The sequence below is a fragment of the Veillonella fallax genome, from assembly GCF_020687175.1.
Classification (GTDB): Bacteria; Bacillota; Negativicutes; order Veillonellales; family Veillonellaceae; genus Veillonella; species Veillonella fallax.
Window position 1 is genome coordinate 65560 of sequence record NZ_JAJEQD010000005.1, and the last position, 26686, is coordinate 92245.

The window sequence follows — 26686 nt, forward strand, 5'->3', positions numbered from 1 at the left end:
GAACAAACCATTCCTTCACATGAGCTGTTCATTTAGTCAAAACGTCCTTAATTTTTTCAAAGAGACTTTTGCTCACTTGTAAGTTATTTACATCTTCGTTACTTTCGTTTGCAAAGCGTAATAACAACTCACGTTGAGTATCTGTCAACTTCTTAGGCGTTTGAACAGTTACCACAATATGTTGGTCCCCTCGTTGCTTAGGGTTACGCAAATATGGAATACCTTTGCCCTTTACGCGGAATGCCGTTCCCGTTTGAGTACCTTCTGGGATCTTTAACTCTACTTTACCATCTAAGGTGTTAACTTGTATAGTAGCACCTAATGCAGCTTGAGCAAAACTAATATTTACACGGCTAATAACGTCATTACCATTTCGTTCAAATTCCTTATGAGGACGAACAAAGATATATACGTAAAGGTCACCCTTAGGACCGCCCAAAATACCTGGTTCCCCTTCATTAGCTACACGTAAGCGAGAACCGCTGTCTACGCCAGCTGGAATCTTGATAGAAATCTTGCGCTTAGCAAGCATTTCACCTGTACCACGGCATTTAGAACAAGGTTTTTCAATGCTTTTACCAGTACCATGACAACGAGAACAAGTGCGAACGGATTGCATACGTCCAAATGGAGTATTTTGAATAACCGCTTCTTGACCAGAACCATGACAGTTTGGACAAGTATCGACACGAGATCCTGGTTCACCACCAGTACCATGACAGTGATCACATTCTTCATGACGATGCACTTCTATTTCCATAGATTTACCAAAGGCTGCATCTTCAAAGGAAATATCAATATCTTCGCGCAAGTCATTGCCTTTTTGAGGGCCTTGTTGTTGGCGACCACCGCCAAACATGCCACCAAAAATGTCGCCAAAGATATCACCAAAGCCGCCAGCTTGACCACCGAAACCGCCAAAGCCTCCTTGGAAACCACCGGCGCCAGCGCCGCCTCCTTGTTTGAAGGCGTCGTGGCCGAATTGGTCATATTGAGCTTTTTTAGTTTCGTCAGACAATACTTCGTAAGCTTCGTTCGCTTCTTTAAACTTTGCTTCCGCTTCCTTAGGATTATCTTTATTTACATCTGGATGGTATTGGCGTGCCTTTTTACGGAAGGCCTTTTTGATTTCATCTTGAGAGGCATTTTTACTGACCCCTAAGATGTCATAATAATCACGTGCCATTAGTTACCAACCCTTCTTATTTCTTATCGTCATCCACTACTGTGTAATCAGCATCAACTACATTGTCATCAGATTTTGTTTGTTGTTGACCTTGCTCTGCACCACCAGCTGCTTGTTGAGCTTGTTGTGCTGCTGCATACATTTGCTCAGCTAATTTATGTAATGGTTGTTCCAAAGCTTCACTGTCTTTTTTGATATCTTCGATGTTGCCTGCTTCGATAGATTTTTTCAATTTATCTTTTGCTTCTTCAACTTCTTTCAACAAAGCTGTGTCGCCTTTACCATCAAGTTCTTTCAATGCTTTTTCAGCTTGGTATACCAAGGAATCTGCATTGTTTTTAACATCTAATTCTTCTTTTCTAGCTTTATCTTCTGCTGCATGTGCTTCAGCTTCTTTAACCATGCGATCGATTTCGTCTTCTTTTAAACCGCTAGAAGAAGTGATTGTAATTTTTTGTTCTTTTTGAGTACCCAAGTCTTTTGCTTTTACATGTACGATACCATTAGCATCGATGTCGAATGTTACTTCGATTTGAGGAACCCCACGAGGAGCTGCTGGAATACCATCCAAGTTAAAGCGACCCAATGTTTTATTATCTGCTGCGAACTCACGTTCACCTTGTAATACATGGATATCTACAGATGGTTGATTATCTGCTGCAGTGGAGAATACTTGAGATTTAGATGTAGGAATTGTAGTGTTACGATCAATAATACGTGTGAATACACCACCCATTGTTTCAATACCAAGAGACAATGGAGTTACATCAAGTAACAATACGTCTTTAACTTCACCTACTAATACACCACCTTGAATAGCAGCACCAATAGCTACACATTCATCTGGGTTAACGTTTTTAGTTGGTTCTTTACCCAATACTTTTTTAATAGCGTCTTGTACAGCTGGAATACGGCTAGAACCACCAACTAACAACACTTTATCGATATCGGATGCAGATAAACCAGCATCGTTCATAGCTTTACGAGTAGGTTCGATAGTAGCTTGTACCAAATCAGCAGTTAATTCTTCGAATTTAGCACGAGTCAATGTTACATCCAAGTGTTTAGGACCAGTAGCATCAGCTGTGATGAATGGCAAATTGATATTTGTACTTGCTACGCCAGACAATTCAATTTTTGCTTTTTCAGCAGCTTCTTTTAAACGTTGATCAGCTAATTTATCATTGGATAAATCGATACCTGTTTCTTTTTTGAACTCTTCAATAAGGTAGTTCATAATGCGTTGGTCGAAGTCATCACCACCAAGATGGTTGTTACCAGATGTTGCTAATACTTCGAATACGCCATCGCCAAGTTCAAGAATGGATACGTCGAATGTACCACCACCAAGGTCAAATACAAGAACTTTACCATCTTCATCTTTATCTACGCCATATGCAAGAGCTGCTGCTGTTGGTTCGTTGATGATACGAAGTACTTCAAGGCCTGCAATGGCACCAGCGTCTTTAGTAGCTTGACGTTGAGCATCTGTAAAGTATGCAGGAACTGTGATAACTGCTTGTTTAACAGGTTCGCCCAAATATGCTTCTGCATCAGCTTTGATTTTTTGAAGAATCATTGCAGAAATTTCTTGAGGAGTATAAGATTTACCTTCTACAGTTACTTTGTAGTCTGTACCCATGTGACGTTTAATAGAAATGATTGTGTTTTCTGGGTTAGATACAGCTTGACGTTTAGCCAATTGACCTACTAAACGTTCGCCATTTTTTGCAAAACCAACAACGGAAGGAGTAGTACGAGCGCCTTCTTGGTTAGTAATAACCGTAGGTTCGCCGCCTTCCATAACCGCAACACAAGAGTTTGTAGTACCTAAATCAATACCAATTACCTTTGCCATAATATATGCCTCCTAAAACCTTTATAATCTATTCAACAACTTTTACCATTGCTGGACGAATACAACGACCATCAACAGTATAGCCAGTTTGCAATACTTCACATACCGTATCAGATTCATATTCATCTGACGGCACTCGCATAATCGCTTGATGGAAATTTGGATCAAATGGTTTACCTACCGCATCGATAACGGCTAAACCATGTTTAGATAACATAGCCATCAAGTTTTGATGGATCATGATAAATCCATCAAGGAATACCTTTGCATCACCTTCCACTGGGCTTTGAACAGCTCGTTCAAAGTTATCTAATACAGGAAGTAGATCTGTAAGTACATCCCCTTTAACATATCCTGCAAGTTGCTCTTTTTCTTGATTAGTACGACGTTTGAAGTTGTCGAAGTCCGCTTGTAAACGCTTATAGCGATTATCAAAGTCTGCTTTGAGCTCCTCTAATACTTGAGCTGCGTCCGCCACAACTTCTTCGGCTTCCTCAACAGCTGGCGTCTCTACATTTGTAGTTTCCACTGTTTCGTCAACTGTTTCTTGTTTAATGTCTTGTTCTTCAGCCATTATATGCCCTTTCTATTTTTGTTCTTTTACCATAGATTCCATTATATGTTTCATATGAGACAACATGCCAATGATACGACCATATTCCATTCGTGTCGGTCCTAGAATAGCAAGAGTACCGATAGGTTGATCTTGATTTGTAAAATCAGCTTGTACTACACTCATCGATTGCAGTGCTTCGGTATCATTTTCATTGCCAATCTTTACCTTTACAGGTGTAGGTGAATCATCTTTTAATAGTTGCCCCAATTGATTTTGTTCTTCCACTAATGAAAGTAAGGGTTGTACCTTTTCAACAGACTTAAACTCTGGTTGATTTAACAACTCTGTGGTACCTACAGAATAGAACAACTTACGTTTATTAATTGCTCGTAATAATGTTTCTGAAAGGATCATCAAAATCCCTTGGGGTCCTTCCATATGAATCAATAGTGTTCCCAACGCTTCAGCCGTTACATGACCAATACCTATATTCTGTAAAGCATTGCTAAATTGCATAGCTAAACTTTGTAATAAATCAGGCGAAACGCCTTCAGTAAAGTACATTAATTCATTATCAAGAGCACCAGTCTCAGTAATAACAACCATAACAGCTTGATGTGAATCAAGCGGCAATACATGAATGTATTTGATTAATGCTCTATCATGGGCTGGAGCTAAGAACAAACTCATGCTATGGCTAACTTGTGATAATAATTTAGCCATATTTAAGAAGAGCTCACTGGTAGATCCATTAGAATGTTTCCATAACATTTCAATTTTCTCAGCATCCTGTAATGGAACAGGTTGTTGACTCAACATAGAATCAACATATAAGCGATAGCCTTTAGCTGAAGGAATACGTCCCGCCGATGTATGAGGTTGCTCCAAATAGCCTAACTCCTCTAAATCGGACATTTCATTTCGTACTGTTGCAGGACTAATACCAAGATTATAATTCTTTGCAATCGTCCTGGAACCTACAGGTTCAGCAGATTTAACGTAGTCTTCAATTATGGCTCGCAAGATGCGCTGTTTTCTTTCATCCATAATGACACCTCTTGTTAGCACTCATAAACTTTGAGTGCTAATCGCATGTATAATATTATCACATTGGAAAAAATTGTCAAGCAAAAAAATCCTTAAAAAGTCAAATAATATCTATTTAGTCAAAAAGACAATTGAATATTTTTAATTAATTAGTCAAAAAATCAAAGTGTAATAATAAGAAAACACTTATACTATCTACATTTATGTCATATTCTAAAATCTAAATAGTAGAATATGATGGTCTAATAAAATTTGTATTATTAAAACCATGAAATAGTATAAGTGTTTATATATCTAATAATTTTATTGTTACTAAAATTCAGAGAAAAACCAATCACTCTCTAGATAAACGTACAGATTAAGAATTTATAAAACCATTAGCACTTAAAATATAGCTATTTATAGTTCTACACCTTCTAATGGATTACCTAGGCGTTCTAATAATTTTCCCATACGCTCACGGGGCTCGCCATGTTCTGCATACCAATCTACTAAGATATCTACAGCTTTTTTGGATTGCTCAACAGTAAGCTTTCTAGCCAAAATTTTACCAGCCTCTGGTCGCATTCCTGTATTGCCGCCAACAGCTAACATAAAACCTTGAGACGTACCAATAAAAGCAATATCTTTTACCATTGCATCTGGACAGTTACGACCACAGCCACTGATACCAATTTTGCACTTGTGAGATGTTTTTCGGCCGTAATGTTTTCTCTCTACATAATCAGCCAATTCTTTAGTTTCCATTTGGCCATTTTTACAATAGCCTTTACCTACGCAGGCGATTAAGGAATTAACACCCCTATGAATAACAGTAGTCACACCTTCAGGCAGTTCAGAGATAAGCTGTTCTTTATCATCTTTTTCTATACCTGTAATTTGTATACCTGTTACAACATGACGGAAGGATCCTCCATATTTTTCAGCCAGTGTTATACATGCTTTCATTTGATCTAAAGTAAATTCATTATGCAAACCGTGTAATATTACAGATGTCTTCATCGTTCCTCCTCAAATCTAGCATGCTTATTCATCATCATCCTATTTATACTAACATATTAGATTTTGAGAAACTGTGAGAAATTACTCACGAATAAATTGACTAAACACATAATTCCCATGCTTGGCACCTTCAGGGGTTAAATGATAGGTACCATTTTGATACGTTAATAAACCTTTACTATCTAAATCTTTTATTGTAGTACCAAATAAATCATGAACAGATACGCCAAATCTTTTTTCAAATTTTTGCTCATCAAGCCCCCATTTAGTGCGAAGCGCTAAAAAGCAAAAGTCCTCTTGAGCCCTCTCTACAGAAATCGTCTCCGTATCGATAGTGGGCATAATATATCGATCAACGGATTGTATATAAGGCATTATATTACGATTATTACTACGGCGTACTCCGTCATAGAAGGAATGCGCACCAGCACCAAAGCCTAAATAGTCTATATAGTGCCAATATTTTAAATTATGACGACTATAGGAATTACCCTTCGCGAAATTTGAAATCTCGTATCGCTCAAATCCTAATTCTTTTAAACCAGACATCATCGTATCATACATTAACTCATCTATACTTTCACTAGGAATAGAGATCAAGTTCTTATGTACTAAATGATATAAATATGTGCCTATCTCAACTTGTAAGCCATACGTAGAAATATGATTAATCGGTAGGTCTTTTACAATATTTAAATTACGCTGAATATCCTCTAAGGTTTGTCGTGGTAAACCATAGATTAAATCAATATTAATATCAGTAAATCCCGCCTCTTTAGCATCGTAAACAGCTTGTTTAGCCTTTTCACCATTATGACTGCGATGCAACATAGTAAGCGCCTTATCATCAAAGGTTTGAACACCAAAACTAATGCGATTAAAACCTAGTTTAACTAACTTAGTTAGATACTGTAGATCTACTTCACCAGGATTAGACTCTATAGTCATATGACAATCATCAGTAATTGTAAAAGTACTTTTGATTTTATCTACAATCATCTGTAGTTGTTGAATTGATAATTCAGTAGGCGTACCACCACCAAAGTAAATCGTATCAATGGACCGCTCTTTAGATTCAGGATGTTCAGAAACCCAAAGATCCATCTCTTGTACTAAGGCATAGACATAGGTTTCATAATAATCTTGTAAATTTTGATAGGCAGGAAAATCACAGTACATACATTTCTGTTTACAAAAAGGGATATGGACATACAAGCCCATATCCCCAAGTGTAGACAGATTCAAAGTATTAGAATCTGTTTTCATTATATTAGTCCTCAACCTTGAGAATAGCCATGAATGCTTCTTGTGGAATCTCTACAGATCCTACAGACTTCATGCGTTTCTTACCGGCTTTTTGTTTTTCTAGCAATTTACGCTTACGAGAAATATCGCCACCATAACATTTAGCCAAAACATCTTTACGCCAAGCTTTTACAGTTTCACGAGCTACAATCTTCGTACCTACTGCTGCTTGAATAGGAATTTCAAACATTTGACGAGGAATTAATTCTTTTAATTTTTCCGCTAATGCACGTCCTCGTGTAGCAGCTCGATCCTTGTGTACAATAATGGACAAAGCATCCACAGGATCACCATTTAAGAGAATATCCATCTTAACCATTGGAGATTGTTTATAGCCAATCAATTCATAGTCAAGAGATGCATACCCCTTTGTAGCAGATTTTAATTTATCAAAATAATCGTAAATAATTTCACTCAAAGGCAAGTGATACACAACGGATACACGTGTTTCATCCAAGTATTCCATGGATTGATATTCACCACGTTTATCTTGAGATAATTCCATAATAGTACCAACAAAATCTTTAGGCACAATAGTAGTCGCCTTTACATAAGGTTCTTCAATGTAGTCGATTTCGGTTGGTGGTGGTAATTTAGCAGGATTATCCACTTCGAGCATTTCCCCATTTGTCTTGTAAACCTTATAGTTTACAGATGGAGCAGTTGTAATAAGGGATAAGTTGTATTCACGTTCTAACCGTTCTTGAATTACATCCATGTGTAACAAACCGAGGAAACCACAACGGAAACCAAAGCCCAAGGCTAACGATGTTTCAGCTTCATATTCTAGAGCAGCATCATTAAGTTGTAACTTTTCAAGTGCATCCCGAAGATTTTCATAGTCCTTTGAATCTGTTGGATACAAGCCACAATATACCATAGATACAGCTTTACGATAGCCAGGTAATGGTTCTGGTGCAGGATTATTAGCTAATGTTACGGTATCACCTACGTGACAATCAGCTACATTCTTAATGCTAGCAGCAATACAACCTACAGAGCCACATGGTAATTCCTGAACAGGTACAAGATTTGGTGTAAAGATACCAAGCTCTGTTACATCAAAATCCTTATTATCATGCATCATACGGATTGTGTCTTTTGTTTTAATAGTACCTTCTTTTACGCGCACATAAGCAATAGCACCTTTATAAGCATCAAAGCGGCTATCAAAAATCAATGCTCTTGTTGGTTCATCAGATTTATCTGGTGGTGCAGGCACCTTATTTACAATGGCTTCTAAAATATCTGGAATGCCAATGCCAGATTTAGCAGAACATAATACTGCTTCTGATGCGTCTAAACCAATGATATCTTCAATTTCATGTTTAACCCGATCAGGATCGGCAGAAGGCAAATCTATTTTATTGATAACAGGAATAATTTCAAGATCATGTTCTAAAGCGAGATATACATTCGCCAACGTTTGAGCCTCTACACCTTGTGCAGCATCTACTACTAGTAATGCACCTTCACAAGCTGCAAGAGAACGAGATACTTCATAGCTGAAATCCACATGGCCAGGAGTATCGATAAGGTTTAAAGTATACTCTTCTCCATCTTGTACTTTATACAAAATTCGAACAGATTGCGCCTTAATAGTAATACCACGTTCTCGTTCCAAATCCATGGAGTCTAGGACTTGCGCTTCCATTTCTCGTTTTTGTAATGTGCCAGTATATTCAATTAATCTGTCGGCGATGGTAGATTTACCATGGTCAATATGAGCTATAATACAGAAGTTTCTAATCTTTTTTGTTGACATACTATGTAAACAAGTTCAAGGAACTTGTATTCTCCTTTCTAACATACGCGATCGATAACAGCACCTCCTAATAGTTGAGTGCCATTATAAAAGGCTACGGACTGACCTGGTGTAATAGCCCGTTGTGGTTCTTCGAAGATAACTTCCATCGTATCATCATCTAAGATACGTGCAGTACAAGGTGAAGGATTTGCTGCATAGCGAATTTTACCTTCTGCTTTTAATTCTTTATGAATTGTATCATCCAGGAAATTATAGAACTTACAAATCATACGATTCGTAAAAAGTCGATCATTAGGACCTACAATGACTTCATTGCGTTCACCATTAAAACCAATTACATATAATGGATGCTTATATGCAATTCCAAGGCCCTTACGTTGGCCTATAGTGTAGTTAAATAAACCATTGTGTTTACCTAATACCTCACCATCTTCAGTAACGATATTACCAGACTTTGGTTTATCTTTCATTTCTTCTACTACAAGCTTTTGATAGTTCCCATGAGGCAAGAAGCAAATATCAACACTATCTGGTTTTTTAGCTACTGGCAAATCATATTCAGCAGCTAATTTACGTGTTTCAGTCTTACATTGGCCACCTAGTGGGAACATAAGGTGACTCAAAATGCGTTGGTTCATATTATACATAACATAACTTTGGTCTTTAGTAGGATCAACGCCTTTATGTAATTCATATAAACCAGTTTCTTCATTATAATTAACCTGTGCATAATGGCCAGTAACCATATGTGTGGCACCAAGTTCAAGGGCTCGATTGAGCATCAAATCAAATTTGATATTTTTATTACAGAATACACAAGGATTTGGTGTACGACCATAGGCATATTCTTTTACGAAGTAATCTACTACATTATCGTAGAATACATCACGAGCATCAATAACATGATGCTCAATACCAAGAAAATCACACATCTTCTTAGCATCTGTTACAGCGAGAGGCACTGAATCATAAGGTGTACCACTCACCCACAACCATAGGGTAATACCAAATACTTTATAGCCTTGTTTTAGTAACATTGCAGCAGTTAAAGAACTATCTACGCCGCCACTCATAGCTACAGCGATAACTTTTTCCATACTTTCTCCTTTTAATGATCTCTTGATCATAAAACTAATCAGGGTGAAAGCCTGACGTGTAAAACACTAGTTCGGTGTAAAAGTCCGAGTAGTATTGCTATGAAATTATAGCAACTTATATTATAGCCTAGAATTAGGTACATTGAAAAGAATTGAAATAAAAAGAATCCCTTTCATCAAAAGAAAGAGATTCTAATTATTATCTATGTTTTAGTAATTCTTCTGCAGCACCTAAAATACCTAGCATAGAATGTTCAAATACAAGTCCACCTTGCATGAAAATCGTATACGGAGGACGAACAGGACCATCTGCACTTAGTTCAATAGAAGAGCCTTGTACAAAGGTACCACCGGCCATGATGATTTTATCTTCGTACCCAGGCATATCACCAGGAATTGGATGTACGTGAGCATCTACAGGGGAATATGCTTGCATACCTACACAGAAGTGCTCCATTTCTTCTCCATTTTTTAGATTGATTGCTTGGATTAAATCATAGCGATCAGCATCTACTTTAGGAAATACTTCATACCCTAAGAGTTCGCCAACTGCCGCTGTATATACGGCACCTTTAAGAGCTTGTAATACTACGTGAGGTGCCATAAATAACCCTTGGAAGAACAAGCGATAACCAGGAGCATAGGAGCCCATATGATCGCCAAGTCCTGGAGCAGTTAGTTGATATGCTGCATCTTCTACAAGGTCTTCTCTACCAACAATATAACCACCTGTTGGTGCCAAACCGCCACCTGCATTTTTAATGAGAGAGCCCGCCATGATATCAGCACCAGCTTCTAATGGTTCTTGCAGCTCTGTAAATTCACCATAGCAATTATCTACGAAACAAATGGTATTAGGATTTTTAGCTTTTACAGCCTCTACAATGATCTTAATATCAGCAATGGATAATGGTTCACGTGTGCTATATCCACGAGAACGTTGAATGACCACTACCCGCGTATTATCATTAACGGCGTTAGCAATAGCTTCAACATCATAGGTATTATCTTTCAATGGTACCTCAGTATAAGTAAAGCCTTTTTCTACTAAAGAACCACGTACTTCACGAGCAGCACCAATTACGGATTGCATCGTATCGTAAGGAGCCCCTACTGCATAGATAAACTCCGTACCTTTAGACCCATTTCCCATCAAAGAAATTAATGTAGTTGCTAACGCATGTGTACCAGATACGAAGTGAGGTCGAACGATAGCCTTTTCACCTTTAAATACATAGGCAAATACTTCGTCTAATTTTTCACGCCCTACATCGTTATAACCATAACCAGTTGTACCAGTAAAATGATAATCAGATACTTGGAATACTTTAAAGGCTTCTAACACCTTTTTAGTATTGGCTAATGCAATAGGTTCAAATTTCTTAAATTCTGGTTCAGCCATATCAAGGGCTTTACTGCGTATTTCTTCTAATGTCATGCTAATCCTTCTCTACGGATTAAATCCATAGCTTTATTAAATATAAAATCTTTAGATGTATTGCTATCAATATGTATCCATTCAATGTATGGCATTCGTTTATACCAAGTGATTTGGCGTTTTGCAAAATGACGAGTATTCTTCTTAATTAAATCGCGGCATTCATCGAGGCTAATACTACCATTCATATATTCTACAACCTCTTTATAACCAATCCCCTTTAAAGCTTGGCAATCTGGATTTACTCCAGACTTAATGAGTTGTTCTACTTCTTCAATCAAACCTGCATCAAACATCATATCAACGCGTAGATTAATGCGTTCATATAATTTATCACGATCTCTCATGAGACCGATGATAGGTCCTTTATAGGATAAACCATCTTTTGTCTGATTTCGTAACGAATCTACATTACCATGATGCAATATCTCAATAGCTCGATATAAACGATGTTTATCGCTATATTGAATTTCTATGTTATGCTCTTTTCCCAATGTGAAAGCATATTCTCTCAAGCCTTCAATACCTTTAGTATTATATAGCTCATCAAGTTCTATTCGCAAACTTTCATCAGGTTTAACATCATTAAAGTTATAGTTTTCCAATAATGATTGAACATACAGTCCTGTACCACCAGATAAAATAGGAATAATATTTCTATCATTTAATCTAGTGATAATCTCTTTCGCCTGGTCTTGGAAAATAGATACCGAATATGAATCATTTGGTTCTAGTATATCGATGAGATGATGTTTCACACGCTTAAGTTCATCCATAGAAGGTTTCGCAGTACCAATATTGAGTTGTTTATACACTTGGTAAGCATCACCAGAAATAACCTCAGCATAGAGTTGTTCCGCTAATTCCAAGGTTAAATCAGTTTTGCCCACCGCCGTTGGTCCAACGATGGTAATTAAGGGATTCACAATAACTCCTTCATATATACACCATAGCCTATGCGGCTATACTTTCCACCCACCCATTGGTGAGGTGGATACTTCTGAAAGACCGAACTAAATGGTCGTTCTTTAATAATAATACCATACCTAGAAACGCGCATAGCTTGGGACATAATTATATCATCAATATGACTTTCTACAGTATGCCCCCGAAGTGGTTTAAATTGTGGACTTTCCTCTACAGGCACCTCAAACATAGGATCAAAATAAATAATATCAATACTATTGTCAGGTAGGTTTGGTAAATAGTGCTCAAAGGTATCATGATTTACTTTAATACGTCGCAATACATTCGTTACACTATCGTCACTATGAATATAATGAGCTAAACCATGACTAGTGGCAAGCCATATAGGTAAAGACCCTTCTAGACCAGTTATTTGAGCCTGTGGGTAACCATAACTCACTACAATACTGTCACTACCAAGACCAATTGTACAGTCTAAAAATGTAAATTTATCTCTATTAGATAATCCTTTTTTATCTAATATGACTTGTACCGCATTAATTAGATGATCGCCTTCACCGCGTTGTAAACGCAATATACGTAATTGAGCCATAGACAAATGAAAGGTATGTTGTTGATTTTCTGGAAAATGAATCGTTAATCCAGAACCAGCAAGAACCGCAATATATTCGCATTGATACTTACCGAATAAGGCTGGTATCGATGTTTTACCTCGTTTAATATATGTCATATGCATAGAGGAAGCCAGTGCTTTGGCTTCCTCCTGAATGGCCTCATTAGATTTTTGAGATGTCGTTAGTATATTCATATTAAGACCGTAAGAATAATTTACCTAATTCATCAGGTGTAAACTTGATTATCGTTGGACGACCATGAGGGCATACGTACGGTTTCTCTGTACTAAAGAGATCCTCAATTAAGGTAGTCATTTGATACATATTTAAATTATGACCTGCCTTAATGGCTCCTCTACAAGATGCATACGCTAGCATTTCATGACGTAACTGAGCCTTGGTAGGCTGTTGGTGTTCGTGTAAGTAAGAAAATACATATTGGAGAATTTCAAAAGCCTTTGACTCTACTAAATCTACAGGAGCCCCTACCAATTTAATTTTCGTAGGACCACCTAACTCTACATCAAACCCAAGATCTAGTAAGGTTTCACGCTCTTCCTCTACCAAATTCATTTCATCATCTGTAGCCTCACTATATTGAGGCACCAGAATAGATTGCATAGGAATGGATTCAGAAGACTTACAAAGTTTATCATAACGTACACGTTCATGAGCTGCGTGTTGGTCTATTATGTAGAGATCATCACCCTTTTTAGCCAAAATATAACAAGAAGCGACTTGCCCCATAGGTAAGAATCCAGAATTTTGAATAGTACGCTCCTCTGTATTTTCTTTACGAATATCTTGAGCTAAAGACTTAAATTTATCAACGTCTTCCTTCGTATAACTAGTATATTCAGTAGGAACAGCATCGAAGCTTTCGTCTGTAAAGGACGACTGTTCATAAGTAGCCTTTGGCGGAGGTGGTGTAAAACCCTTAGTTTTAAGACTCTCTACAAACTGTGTAGTCTCACCGCGCATGACTTCGTATCCTTTAGTACGGCGACTACCAAATACTTTGTCATAATCTACCGCAGTAGCTATATGCTCAGCAGACTGTATCTCATCTTGTACAACAGAAGGTATTCTATACGAATCATATGTACTATTGCCATGATGAGATAAACTACCATAAGAACTAGAATTAGTAACTGTAGCATTCCTGTTAGTATTTACGTCATTACTATTGGTTTCGTTATTGCGGAAATCAGCTCCATTATTAATTGTGCCATTTATATAAGAAGATGATTCTCGTTCGTATCGCTCATGGAGAGGATTATTTAAGGCGTTTAAAATACCATGATAAACAGCTTTAAATATTATCTTATCATCTGAGAATTTTACTTCACTCTTTCGTGGATGAACGTTAATATCAACCATACCAGCAGGTACAGTAATATTAAGTACCACTAAAGGATGACCGTTTTTAGGTAATAATGCATGGTAAGCATTATCGATAGCCTTCATTATTGTTTTATCGGAAATAACACGGTTATTAACGATAATAGTTTGCCAAATTCTTGTACTTTTAAGAAGTGTTGGTTTACTCACTACACCATCGATATAAATAGAGTCACTTTCATAAGCAACAGTGAAAATATCATCTTTCGTTTTATAGCCATATAATGCGGCTACCGTATCACCAATATTGCCGTTTCCAGGCGTAATAATAGCCACACGGTCATCTACGATGAGTTTAAAAGAAATATGTGGGTTACTAAGGGCCAGTTTGCCTACAATATCTTGAATTTTAGAAGATTCGGTACGCTCTGTTTTCAAGAATTTGCGACGTGCTGGCGTATTATAAAACAAATCTTTAATTTCAATTGTCGTACCAGGTGCCGCACCATAAGGAATACAATCGGTGAAAGTACCACCATCTACGGTAATACGAGTGCCCAAATCAGAGTCAGCTTTACGTGTAGTCAAAGAAAAATGAGACACCGAGGCAATACTAGCCAAAGCCTCCCCACGAAAGCCGAGGGATGCTATATCAAATAAATCCTCTACCTGTTGTATTTTAGAGGTAGCATGACGCAAAATTGCCAGGCGTGCATCTTCCTCTGTCATACCGATACCATTATCGGTAATCCTCATGTAAGCTACACCGCCATCGCCGATTTCAACCTCAATATTAGTGGCGGACGCATCAATGGAGTTTTCAATGAGCTCTTTAATAACTGATGCGGGACGTTCCACAACTTCACCAGCAGCTATCTTATTGATTGTGGTTTCATCCAATACATGAATGGTTGCCATTATTTCCCGCCTCCTTTACGAGCCTCCTCTTGTAGTTCATATAATTTATTTAATGCTTCAATCGGTGTCATACTCATTACATCCACTTCGAGTAAGCTATCGACTACAGAATGAGTAAATAAGTTACCTAGTGAAGAATCACTCACTTGTTTAGTAACTGGCTTCACGACATTATTAAGTTGAGCTCCCATAACACGATTATTTAAATCACTAGCATCATGACTTTGGTCTTCCAAAGATTCCAAAATTACCTCTGCACGTTTTAACACAGAATTTGGCAATCCTGCCAATCTCGCTACATGAATACCATAGCTTCGATCTGCGCCACCTCTGATGATGCGGCGCAAGAATGCAACATCCTTACCTTTTTCTTTTACAGCTACAGTGTAATTCTTTAATTTACTATAGCTTTCTTCTAAACTAATTAGCTCATGGTAATGGGTAGCAAATAATGTCTTGCCGTGAATATGCTTACAAATATGCTCAACTACAGCTTGAGCGATACTTAAACCATCAAATGTACTAGTGCCACGACCAATTTCATCTAAGATGATTAAGCTGTTATGTGTAGCATTCTCTAAAATATAGGCTACCTCTTTCATTTCTACCATGAACGTACTTTGACCAGTAGAAATATCATCACTAGCACCTACACGGGTAAAGATGCGATCCACTGGAGAAATAGATGCTTCACGGGCAGGAATAAAGGAGCCTATTTGAGCCATAATCATCAAAATAGCAGCTTGACGCATATATGTTGATTTACCGGCCATATTAGGACCTGTAATGAGCAAGAATTCCTCATCATCATGATTTAAAACGATATCATTTGGTACAAAAACTTCACGCTTCAAGAATTTTTCAATTACAGGATGACGACCATCTCGAATATTGATTTGGCCATTCATTACGATGGTAGGGCAAATATAATTTTCTTCGTAACCTACTAGTGCCAAAGAACACAATACATCAAGCTCAGCAAGAGCACGAGCTGTTTCTTGTACATCTTTAATAACAAGTTTTATATCATTTCGTAATTGTTGATATAATTCATGCTCTAAAGCGATTATCTTGTCTTTAGCGCTAAGAATTTTGATTTCAAATTCCTTTAACTCAGGCGTAATATAACGCTCTGCATTAGCTAAAGTTTGTTTTCGAATAAAGTAATCAGGTACTTGTTCAGATTTACTATGGGATACTTCAAAGTAATATCCAAATACCTTATTATAACCAGTTTTAATTTTAGATAAACCAGTAGCCTCTTTAATATCAGCTTCCATCTTAGCTAGCCATTGCTCACTATTAGTAGCTAAAGAACGTAGTTCATCTAAATCTGGATTGAAACCATCTTTAATAACTCGGCCTTCTTTTAATGTCAATGCTGGTTGGTCAGCAATAGCAAGACATAATAAATCATAAATGTCTTTATGATCTTGGATGCGGTCATTAATAGATGTTAATGCTAAACTTGAGCATGTACCTAATACATTTTTAATATCTGGCAATACTGCTAGAGATTCACGAAGAGCCGTTAAATCTCTAGGTGACACAGAACCTGTTTCTACACGACCTACGATGCGCTCAAAATCATAAATACAATCTAATAAGCTACGCATATGAGTCCGTTCAGCACCGCGTGTAATAAGTTCTGCTACGGCAGCTTGTCTACGTTGAATTTGATTTACATCAGTCAACGGACTTTCAAGCCATTGTTTTAATAGGCGCGCCCCCATTGGTGTCAATGTTCGATCAAGTACATCGAGTAATGTACCTTTTTGACCGCCATCACGTAAATTATGGGTAATTTCAAGATGACGTAAGGAAGATGTATCTAAGATTAGACGATTACCTACACTCAATTGATGTACATAGTTAATATGGGAAATTTCAGTCTTAATAATATCCTCTAAATATAAAAGCATATACCCTAATGCTTCCCATACATCCTCTTCCATAAGGCCTAAATCACCAAAGTGAGTAACTGCTTTTTCCGCTACCTCTCGTTGTGTATGATATGTACTAAATGGAGACAATACAATATTGCTGAATTGATTATCCATAAAGTCTTTTATATCTTGCGGTAATACAGTTCCTTCAGGCAATATAATTTCACTTGGACGATACATACTGAGTGCATCAAACATATCACTTCGTTTTTCACAATCAGTAATACGATGCCAAATAACTTCCCCAGTAGATACATCTGAAAATACGAGTATCCATGCATCTTTTACCATATAAAATAACGATAAAAAATTGTTTGACCGTGCATCATTACCATTTTCAGTCATTACAGTTCCCGGTGTAATAACCTTAATAACGTCACGCTTAACAATACCCTTAACTGCTTTAGGATCTTCTAATTGTTCACAAATAGCAACTTTATAACCTTTTTTTACCAATGTTTCTATATAACTTTCAGCAGCATGAAAAGGAACGCCACACATTGGTGTGCGTTCCTCATCTCCTGTTGGGCGACCGGTTAAGGTTATATTAAGTTCACGAGATGCAATTAATGCATCATCATTAAATAATTCATAAAAGTCACCTAAACGAAAGAACAGTAATTCTTCAGAATATCTAGATTTAATATCTAAATACTGCTCCATCATAGGTGTTTGCTTTTTTGCCATACTTACCCCTTTTGTATTGTACCGTAGCAAACCCAAGTTTGTGCTTTATCAATATATGCAGGTACAGTTTCGCCAATTGATAAAGAATCGTCTTTCGGGAATAATACCATTTTATTTCCTGATGTGCGACCAAACCACATATCTTCATCACGAGGACTTGGCCCCTCTACAATAATATCAAACACTTGCCCTTCCATAGGTTTATTTAATTCATAAGAGATTTCATTTTGCACATCCATCAATGTTTGTAAACGTACGCGTTTAACCTCTTCTGGTACTTGATCATCCATAGTCGCTGCTGGCGTTCCAGAACGTTTGGAATAAATAAAGGTATACGCCATATCATAACGTACATCTTTTAATAATTGTAGTGTAGCTTGGAAATCTTCCTCTGTTTCACCCGGGAAACCTACGATAATATCTGTAGTAACTACTACATCTTTAATTTTCTCACGACAGTAAGAGAGTAATTCTTTATAATGCTCCACCGTATAATGACGGTTCATCTTCTTCAAAATACGGTCTGAACCAGATTGAATCGGTAAATGTAAATGAGTAACAATATTAGAAGATCGACCAAGGGCATCTATCATAGATTTAGTCATATCTTGAGGATGACTTGTCATATAACGAATACGTTCAATACCTGGAATACCATCAAGAGCGTCCACTAATGTACCAAAATCAGTACCATCTTTAAAATCTAAGCCATAAGAGTTTACATTTTGCCCCAACAAAGTAATCTCTTTAAACCCTTTTGCCCCTAGTTCGGTTACCTCTTTTACGATGGCCTCTACAGGACGACTAATTTCTCTACCACGAACGTGAGGAACGATGCAGTACGTACAGAACTTATTGCACCCATTCATAATAGGTACCCATGCATAAAAGGTACCATTAGGTTTTGCTTCCAATTCAGGTAACACGGAATTATCCATATCTACATTGATTTGGTGTGTATGACCTCGTTGTACCTCTTCAATCATTTCATTAATATGTTGAATATTATGAGTACCTAAGACAATATCAATATGGGGAGCGCGCTTAAACATTTCTGCTTGATTCTTCTGTGCCATGCATCCTGTAACAGCAAGAATTAAGTTTTTATTTTTTCTCTTCAGTCTCATTAGCTCACCTATGCGGCCATAGACTTTTGTTTCTGCATTCTCACGTACTGCACAAGTATTTAATAATATTAAATCTGCAGTTTCTACGTCCTCTGTAGGTGTATAGCCAACAGATTCTAACTGATGCGATAAGCGCTCAGAATCAGCAGTATTCATTTGACAACCATAGGTGTAAATATAATAAGACTTCATTCTAACTCCTATACTTTAACAATCTTACGTTTTGTTTCTATAATATTTTTAACTTTTATGGACATCCGTTCTATAGACATGCCTGTAATGTATTCAATCTCATTACGTACAGATTTTTGTACTTGCTGCATCAATGTTTTTACAGGATAACCATGTTCAATAACAACAGCCATATCAACAACGAGACCATTTTGGCCTTTATCACCTTTTTTGAAAGAAATAACACTAGACTCGTCAACACCAGCTACTTTTTTAAGGCCATTGCGAATCAATTTAATAATTACATCATCATCAAAGGTGAGTCGTCCATAATAGCTGAAAGCAGGGCGTACTACAGAACGTTCAAAGCCTTCTGACCCAATTTGCCCCAATGTATCTTGGTCTTGTTTTTTTAATGTACGTCGACGCCACATAGTTTTGATTGGATCAATTAAGTACCCTCTAAAGTGAGGTTTCAATTCCATCGTTGGAACTGGAATAATATGTTTACCTTCTTTTAGACGAGCATGTTGTGCCTTTTCAATTTCTTTAGGTGTAGCAACGTCCTCAATGCGAATATACCGATCAGGATCTTGCAAGCCTAATGCTTTAGTAATTTTCTTAACCATATTATCGGATGTACCAATAATCATAAGTTTATTAGGATTGATTTTATCTAATTGCTCACGTACTGATTTTACTTGCACTTCATCTTGGAAAATAGCACGACGAACAGCTTTTAATCGGCTAGATTCCTTCTTAGCAGAAAAACCAGCTACAATCTTATTATCGTGAATTAAAATGCCATCATCGATAATACATTCAATATTGTTTTCATGAGCAACTACGAGCGCACGATGGCTTTTACCAGTGCCACTACTACCTACAAATGCAATGACTTCCATAGTCAACCTCATTATTTATAACAAACTAATAAATTCTGATACATTCTCAGATGATACCAAGTAGTCTCCAAATTTATCTGGTGCCTTTCCTGGAATACCATGATAATCAGAACCACCTGTAATAAACAAGTTATGTTCTGTAGCTAATGCTTTATATCGTTTCACATCATCCGCGTTATGTTTAGTATGGTAAACCTCCATACCATCAAAATCATAAGCTAACATTTCTACTACATACTCATCACTAGATACTAATTTAGGATGAGCCATAACGGCAAGGCCTCCAGCTTTATGAATAATATCAATAATATATGGAACCTCAACCTTAACCTTAGGCACATAGCAAGGACTATCCTTACGAAGGATCCCTCTAAAGACTTCATTAACATCCTTAGCATATCCACCATTGATTAAAAGTGTACCTATATGTGGACGTCCATAAGCTTTAGTATCAGGAAATTGTTTGATTAAATCTTCTTTTGTAATATAATAACCTTCGATATTACAGCGTCTTATAATTTCATCAATACGTTCTTCACGTTTTCTTTTGAAGAACGTAATAAAATCATTTAACTCTTCATTATTTTCATCAAAACAATATCCTAAAATGTGGATAGACTTATCTTTATAATCAGCACTAAATTCACAGCCGTTTATAATTTTAATCGTTTCATTAGGATCTAATTCTAGTTGTGCGGTACGCAATGCTTTAATTCCATCAATTTCATCATGATCAGTTAAAGCCATCATAGATACATTGCAATCTAAGGCATGACGCAATAATTCCTTTGGAGTTTTAATACCATCGGAATAAACAGAATGCATGTGAAAATCTACAAGCATAGAGCACCTCCCATTACAAATATCCTATCTTTTAATTATGACCGATTTAGTCTATTAATTCAAGTTTAGAAAGAAAAATTGCGACCCTAATGAGTATTCACTAGAATCGCAATTTAATTATAAATCTTGAAGCAATTCAGTAACCTTAGTTGCTACAGAATCAATAGCACATGTAATGGCTTCTCCAGACTTACGAATTTGAATTTCTACTTCATTATTTTCAAGTGTATTTTTACTTACTGTAATACGAAGTGGATAACCAATTAAATCAGCATCCTTAAATTTTACACCAGCGCGATCTTTGCGGTCATCAAGTAACACATCTACACCTGCAGTTTGTAATGCAGTATAAATGGTTTGACTTGTAGACATCAATGCTTCGTCTTTAGCATTAATCGGTACGATAACAGCTTCAAATGGTGCAATAGAACGAGGCCAAATAATACCATTTTCATCGTGGTATTGCTCAATAGCTGCAGCTAATGTACGAGATACACCAATGCCATAACAGCCCATAATCATTGGATTAGGACGACCGTTTTGGTCTAAGAATGTAGCTTGTAATGCTTCAGAATATTTTGTGCCTAATTTAAATACTTGACCAACTTCAATACCTTTAGCATGTTCTAATGCACCACCACAAGTTGGGCAAACATCGTCATCTGTAATTAAACGAATTGGTGCAACAATAATATCTTCTACATTAAAGTCACGTTTAGGGTTGATATTAACATAGTGCGCATCTTTTTTATTGGCACCGCCACAAACATTGTAAGATTCCATAACAGATTCATCCACAACAATAGCAAACTCCTCTGTTTGTTTTAATCCTACTGGACTAATGAAGCCAGCTGTTAAGCCAACTTTTTCTAATTCTTCAGGTGTAGCCATTTCAGGTTCTACAGAACCCAAAACTGCATGTTGTACTGCCACTTCATTGACTTCATGATCACCACGAACAATTGCTAATACCACTTTACCATCAATGGAGAAAACTACAGCTTTAATAGTTTTATGTAGTGGTAAGTTCAACATTTCCGCCACAGCTTCAATAGTACTTGCATTTGGAGTGTCCACAACGGATAACTCTTGTAGTGCTTCTTCTTCCTGTTTCATAATACCAGGTTTACCAATTTCAATGTTTGCAGCATAGTCACATTTTGTGCAATATACAATATCAGCTTCACCAGCTTCAGCAATTGCCATAAATTCATGTGTTCCACTACCACCGATGGCACCACTATCAGCTTCTACAGGACGGAATGTAAGCCCACAACGCGTAAAAATACGTGTATATGCATCATACATAGATTTATAAGATTCGTCTAAACCAGCTTCATCTACATCAAAAGAATATGCATCTTTCATAATAAATTCGCGACTACGCATCAAACCATAACGTGGACGACGTTCATCACGGAATTTACTTTGGATTTGATATAAATTTACTGGTAATTGACGATAGGAGTTAATCTCATTTTTTACAAGAGTTGTAATCATCTCTTCATGAGTTGGCCCCAAGCAGAATTCATTATCATGACGATCATTAATACGCATCATTTCTGCGCCATATGCGTTCCAACGGCCAGACTCTTTCCAAATTTCTGCAGGTTGTAAGATAGGCATCATGATTTCTTGAGCACTAGCACGATCCATTTCTTCACGTACAATGGCTTCAATTTTTTTGATACTTCTCCACCCCAATGGCAAAAAGCTATATAAACCATTTGCAGTTTTGCGCATAAAACCTGCGCGAAGCATAAGCTGTTGGCTAACTACATCAGCGTCAGATGGAACCTCACGCAATGTAGGTGCATATAATTTAGTGGCTAACATAAAGACTCCTCATTTAAGCTTTCTAAATATTGATCAATTTCTCTAAATAATGTATCTACTAATTCAGCTTCTGGTACAGTCTTGATAACTTCACCCTTTCGGAAAACAATACCTTGACCATTACCACCAGCAATACCAAAATCAGCTTCACGAGCCTCACCGGGCCCATTTACAACACATCCCATAACAGCAACTTTAATCGGAGCTTTAATAGATGCTAAGCGCTCCTCTACAATTCCCGCCATGTCAAACAGATTAACTTGGCATCGGCCACATGTAGGGCAGGAAATCATTGTAGCACCAAAGTTGCGTAATCCCAAGTTACTTAAAATACTTCGGCCTACTTCTATTTCATGTATTGGGTCACCCGTTAAAGATACCCGTAATGTATCACCAATACCGTCTAATAATAAAGCACCAATGCCCATAGCAGACTTAATGGTACCTTGTTTTATCGTCCCAGCCTCAGTAACACCTAAATGTAAAGGATAAGGAATCTTATCGGATAACTTACGATAGGCTTCTACCATTAAAGGAACTTCCGTTGCTTTAATGGATAATTTCATTTGGCGATAGTCGAGCTTTTCGAGAATTCGCACATGTTCTAATGCAGTCTCTACCATACCATCTGCTGTAGGATGACCGCCATGAGCATCCAGGATATGCTTAGGTAAAGAACCAGCATTGACACCTATACGAATTGGAATTTGTTTAGGTTTAGCTTTTTCAATAACAGCTAATACCTTATCTTCGCCCCCAATATTTCCTGGGTTAATACGCAATCCATCTACATTATTCTCAATAGCTTCTAAAGCTAATTTATAGTCGAAATGAATATCAGCAATTAAAGGAATATCGATACCAGCACGAACTGCTTTTAAAGCTTTTGCAGATGCCATTGTAGGTACTGCAACACGTACTAATTCACAACCAGCCTCAGCTAAGCGATTTATTTCAGCAATAGCCTTTTCCGTGTGAACCGGATCAGTGGTAATCATAGATTGAATGCTTACCGGTGCATAATCACCTATTTTAACTGTACCTACATAGATACCATTTGTTGGTTTACGTACAATCATTGTAATCTCCCATCTATCTTATAGTAATCGGAATATATCCTGAGTTGTTACATATAAGAATAATGCTACCATCAAAGCAACACCAACCATTTGAATATACATAAGTGCCTTAGCAGGTAACTTACGACCTGTGATAGCTTCAGCCAAAATAATAATTAAATGACCACCATCTAATACAGGTAATGGCAAAAGATTAATAACCCCTAAGTTAATACTTAAAAATGCTGCAAAACTTAATAGTGGCGCAAAGCCAGATTGTGCAATAGTACCAGCCATTTGTGAAATCCCTACAGGGCCAGATAGCTCTGCTGCCTGTGTGCCTCGAATCATATCATATAAGCCACTTAACATAGCAACAATTGTTTGACCTGTGCGAGTAACGGCTAAACTAAAAGATTCTCCAATACTATAAGTTTCTCGAGTATAACTAGGATAAATACCAATTTTAGGACTATCCTGTTCCATTTTTGGAATCACTGTAGTTTCTACAGTTTCCCCTTCTCTATCTACTACAACAGTAACACCATGATTGGCAGTACCTTGTAGGCTAGGACGGATTTCATCCCATGTAGAGATTTTTTTACCATCGATGGTAAGAATTCTATCGTTAGATTGTAAATGTGCCTGTTCAGCAGCGCTACCTGGGATGATATTACCAATAACAGGATCATTTGTATACGTGAGATTACCTACTGTTGCATTGAGACCAAAGAATAAAACTATGGCCAATAAAAAATTAAATACAGCACCTGCAGAAATAACAATAAATTTCTTCCATGCAGGTTTAGTATAAAATGAACGCTCATTAAGAGGCTCGTCAGGTGTCATACCTGCAATACGATTAAATCCACCAAGAGGAATGATACGAATCGAGTATAAAGTTTCCCCTCTTTGAACCTTGAATATGGCAGGTCCAAAACCAATGGCAAATTCGTCTACTTGCATACCTGACATTTTTGCTGTAATGAAATGGCCTAATTCATGAATAAACACGATTAAACCAAATACAAATATTGTGGCTAATGCCGTTGTCATATATACTCCTATACCATCAATGATGTGGCCTTTTCTCGAGCCCATCTATCGATGGCCAATAAATTGTCTAATGTAAAGTCATCTTCAGGTCCCATAGATTCAAGGACTGATGTGACGACTTTATAAATATCACCAAAGGCGATTTTATCATCTAAAAATGCATAAACTGCAGTTTCATTTGCAGCATTAAACACAGCTGGTTTAAAACCGCTTGATCGGCCCACTTCATAAGCAAGACGAAGAGCCGGGAAATCATCATATCGTGGTGGTAAGAATTCTAATTGTAAAGCCTTTGAAAAATCTAGGTGATTCATATGTAAAGTTTCACGTTTAGGATATGTCAAAGCATACTGAATAGGCTCCCTCATATCGGGATTCCCCATTTGTGCTAAGATGGCCCCATCTTTCATTCGTATCATTGAATGAACAATGCTTTGTGGATGTACCACTACGTCAATATGATCAAAATCAAAACCAAATAGCCAATGAGCTTCAATTACTTCTAACCCTTTATTAAATAGAGATGCAGAGTCAATCGTAATCTTGTTACCCATATTCCAAGTTGGATGACGTAGGCAATCAGCAGCTGTGGCAGTTTGAATTTTATCAGAATCCCAAGTGCGTAAAGGACCACCAGAAGCGGTAACAATTAAGGAATCAACATTCTCGCGATTTTGACCTTCTAAACACTGGAATATTGCGCTATGTTCACTATCAATAGGTAGAATTTGTACGCCATACTCCTTAGCCAAAGATGTAATCAATGGTCCACCAGCAACTAATGTTTCCTTATTAGCTAGACCTATAGTCTTACGTTTCTTTATAGCCTCTACAGTAGGTTCAATACCTGCAGCACCAACAATAGCAGTTACAACCATAGTCGCTTCTTGAATCGTAGCAGCAGCTATGAGTGCTTCCTTACCGCCCACAAGTTTTGTAGGACCTGTATAGCGTCCTTGTAGCTCTTTAAAAGCACTTTCATCAACTAGACCGGCTACTAATGGCTGATATTCTTTAATTTGTTTTTCTAAGAGGTCAATATTATGATGTGCCACTAGGGCAACCACCTTGAATTGATCTGGATGTTGAGACACCACATCTAGTGTCTGTGTACCGATTGAGCCAGTACTGCCAATAATACTTAGGTATTTCATAAGCTTACCTCTATTAGATTAGAACGAGAATAGTAATATATAAATCAATGTAATAGGTGCCGTAAATAATAAGCTATCAAATCGATCTAATACACCGCCATGACCTGGTAATAAGGTACCAGAATCTTTCACATTACATAATCGTTTAATCTTTGATTCAAATAAATCACCTAATGGTGCAAGTATACCGCTAATCATACCAACATGAATACCCATCCACCATGGAATACCCACGATATACGAAAATACAGCACCTGTAATAATACAGCCAATAAAGCCACCAATAAAACCTTCTAATGTTTTATTAGGACTAATGGATGGAACAATTTTATGTTTACCAAAGGCACGACCCGCAAAGTACGCAAAAGTATCACTAGCCCATGTGGTAAACAATACTAGCCAAAGAGTAATTGTTCCCCAATTATATAATTCAAAGGGCATTGATAAAGACATGTAAATAGAGTCATGACGAATCATGAGCAAAGAAATCATGCCAATACCAACATATAACAAACCAAATACACTAAAAGAAACGCTAGCTAAAGAGTATTTATTTTCACCAAATGTACATAACATATAATTAGCTGATAAACTCAATACTACTATAGCAATTGCTAAAATATACTGATGACATGCAAAGGCAATCATCAATAATAAAATACTAATATAACCCCATAAAATGGACATTCGCACATGTTTAGCTTTACCTAGTAAAACAAACTCACGCCATCCCAATAGAGCTAATAATGTAATAAGAACATCATACACAGATCCGCCTAATGTAATGGCCCCTAAGGCAATAATAAAACCTATAACAGCGGTTATAACACGTGTTTTTAACATTTT

At 37.1% G+C, this 26686-nt stretch carries 21 protein-coding genes; all 21 read right to left on the bottom strand.

Annotated features, from left to right (window positions below):
* Positions 1-28: 28 nt before the first annotated feature.
* The 21 genes from dnaJ to LKD20_RS03595 all read right to left on the bottom strand — a co-directional run bounded on the left by dnaJ (position 29) and on the right by LKD20_RS03595 (position 26683).
* A complete protein-coding gene (gene dnaJ, locus LKD20_RS03495; RefSeq protein WP_105085588.1) occupies positions 29-1186 on the bottom strand; it encodes a molecular chaperone DnaJ in 1158 nt (385 codons plus the stop codon).
* A gap of 16 nt (positions 1187-1202) precedes the next feature.
* Positions 1203-3044 carry a molecular chaperone DnaK gene (gene dnaK / locus LKD20_RS03500; RefSeq protein ID WP_227720930.1) on the bottom strand — a complete coding sequence of 614 codons (1842 nt, stop codon included), beginning with the start codon at positions 3042-3044 and terminating at the stop codon, positions 1203-1205.
* Positions 3045-3072: 28 nt separating this feature from the next.
* Positions 3073-3618 carry a nucleotide exchange factor GrpE gene (gene grpE, locus LKD20_RS03505; protein ID WP_105089164.1) on the bottom strand — a complete coding sequence of 182 codons (546 nt, stop codon included), beginning with the start codon at positions 3616-3618 and terminating at the stop codon, positions 3073-3075.
* Positions 3619-3630: 12 nt separating this feature from the next.
* Complete coding sequence (hrcA, locus tag LKD20_RS03510; protein WP_213467818.1) at positions 3631-4647, bottom strand: heat-inducible transcriptional repressor HrcA; 1017 nt, start codon at positions 4645-4647, stop codon at positions 3631-3633.
* A 399-nt stretch (positions 4648-5046) separates the two neighbouring features.
* A complete protein-coding gene (locus LKD20_RS03515; RefSeq protein WP_227720931.1) occupies positions 5047-5649 on the bottom strand; it encodes a nitrite/sulfite reductase domain-containing protein in 603 nt (200 codons plus the stop codon).
* Between the two features lie 81 nt (positions 5650-5730).
* Positions 5731-6915 carry a radical SAM family heme chaperone HemW gene (gene hemW, locus LKD20_RS03520; RefSeq protein ID WP_227720932.1) on the bottom strand — a complete coding sequence of 395 codons (1185 nt, stop codon included), beginning with the start codon at positions 6913-6915 and terminating at the stop codon, positions 5731-5733.
* A 4-nt stretch (positions 6916-6919) separates the two neighbouring features.
* Entirely contained in the window at positions 6920-8719 is a 1800-nt protein-coding gene (gene lepA / locus LKD20_RS03525) for a translation elongation factor 4 (RefSeq protein WP_227720933.1), read from the bottom strand.
* Positions 8720-8757: 38 nt separating this feature from the next.
* Positions 8758-9819: a tRNA 2-thiouridine(34) synthase MnmA gene (gene mnmA / locus LKD20_RS03530; RefSeq protein ID WP_119206401.1), complete on the bottom strand. Its 1062-nt coding sequence runs from the start codon at positions 9817-9819 to the stop codon at positions 8758-8760.
* A gap of 199 nt (positions 9820-10018) precedes the next feature.
* Positions 10019-11257, bottom strand: coding sequence for a methionine gamma-lyase family protein (locus LKD20_RS03535; protein WP_227720934.1), 1239 nt, complete (start codon positions 11255-11257; stop codon positions 10019-10021).
* Complete coding sequence (gene miaA, locus LKD20_RS03540; RefSeq protein ID WP_227720935.1) at positions 11254-12183, bottom strand: tRNA (adenosine(37)-N6)-dimethylallyltransferase MiaA; 930 nt, start codon at positions 12181-12183, stop codon at positions 11254-11256. The genes LKD20_RS03535 and miaA overlap by 4 nt, the downstream gene beginning before the upstream one ends.
* The gene (locus tag LKD20_RS03545; protein ID WP_227720936.1) at positions 12180-12992 is read right to left on the bottom strand and encodes a class I SAM-dependent methyltransferase; all 813 of its coding nucleotides are present in this window, start codon (positions 12990-12992) and stop codon (positions 12180-12182) included. Before LKD20_RS03545 ends, miaA begins: the two co-directional genes overlap by 4 nt.
* 1 nt (position 12993) lies before the next feature.
* Complete coding sequence (mutL, locus tag LKD20_RS03550; RefSeq protein ID WP_105094340.1) at positions 12994-15057, bottom strand: DNA mismatch repair endonuclease MutL; 2064 nt, start codon at positions 15055-15057, stop codon at positions 12994-12996.
* The gene (gene mutS, locus LKD20_RS03555; RefSeq protein ID WP_227720937.1) at positions 15057-17690 is read right to left on the bottom strand and encodes a DNA mismatch repair protein MutS; all 2634 of its coding nucleotides are present in this window, start codon (positions 17688-17690) and stop codon (positions 15057-15059) included. Before mutS ends, mutL begins: the two co-directional genes overlap by 1 nt.
* A gap of 2 nt (positions 17691-17692) precedes the next feature.
* On the bottom strand, positions 17693-19009 hold the full coding sequence (gene miaB, locus LKD20_RS03560; RefSeq protein WP_060924636.1) for a tRNA (N6-isopentenyl adenosine(37)-C2)-methylthiotransferase MiaB: 1317 nt from the start codon (positions 19007-19009) through the stop codon (positions 17693-17695).
* A gap of 8 nt (positions 19010-19017) precedes the next feature.
* Complete coding sequence (locus LKD20_RS03565; RefSeq protein WP_060924637.1) at positions 19018-19893, bottom strand: Asp23/Gls24 family envelope stress response protein; 876 nt, start codon at positions 19891-19893, stop codon at positions 19018-19020.
* Between the two features lie 15 nt (positions 19894-19908).
* Positions 19909-20736 carry a PHP domain-containing protein gene (locus LKD20_RS03570; RefSeq protein ID WP_105094337.1) on the bottom strand — a complete coding sequence of 276 codons (828 nt, stop codon included), beginning with the start codon at positions 20734-20736 and terminating at the stop codon, positions 19909-19911.
* Positions 20737-20853: 117 nt separating this feature from the next.
* Positions 20854-22572 carry a proline--tRNA ligase gene (locus LKD20_RS03575; RefSeq protein ID WP_105094336.1) on the bottom strand — a complete coding sequence of 573 codons (1719 nt, stop codon included), beginning with the start codon at positions 22570-22572 and terminating at the stop codon, positions 20854-20856.
* Positions 22566-23651, bottom strand: coding sequence for a flavodoxin-dependent (E)-4-hydroxy-3-methylbut-2-enyl-diphosphate synthase (ispG, locus tag LKD20_RS03580; protein WP_005386720.1), 1086 nt, complete (start codon positions 23649-23651; stop codon positions 22566-22568). Before ispG ends, LKD20_RS03575 begins: the two co-directional genes overlap by 7 nt.
* Before the next feature lie 18 nt (positions 23652-23669).
* Positions 23670-24686, bottom strand: a complete 1017-nt coding sequence (rseP, locus tag LKD20_RS03585; protein ID WP_060924640.1) for an RIP metalloprotease RseP — start codon at positions 24684-24686, stop codon at positions 23670-23672.
* 8 nt (positions 24687-24694) lie between these two features.
* Positions 24695-25840, bottom strand: coding sequence for a 1-deoxy-D-xylulose-5-phosphate reductoisomerase (locus LKD20_RS03590; RefSeq protein WP_105085571.1), 1146 nt, complete (start codon positions 25838-25840; stop codon positions 24695-24697).
* An 18-nt stretch (positions 25841-25858) separates the two neighbouring features.
* Entirely contained in the window at positions 25859-26683 is an 825-nt protein-coding gene (locus tag LKD20_RS03595) for a phosphatidate cytidylyltransferase (RefSeq protein ID WP_105094335.1), read from the bottom strand.
* Positions 26684-26686 lie beyond the last annotated feature (3 nt).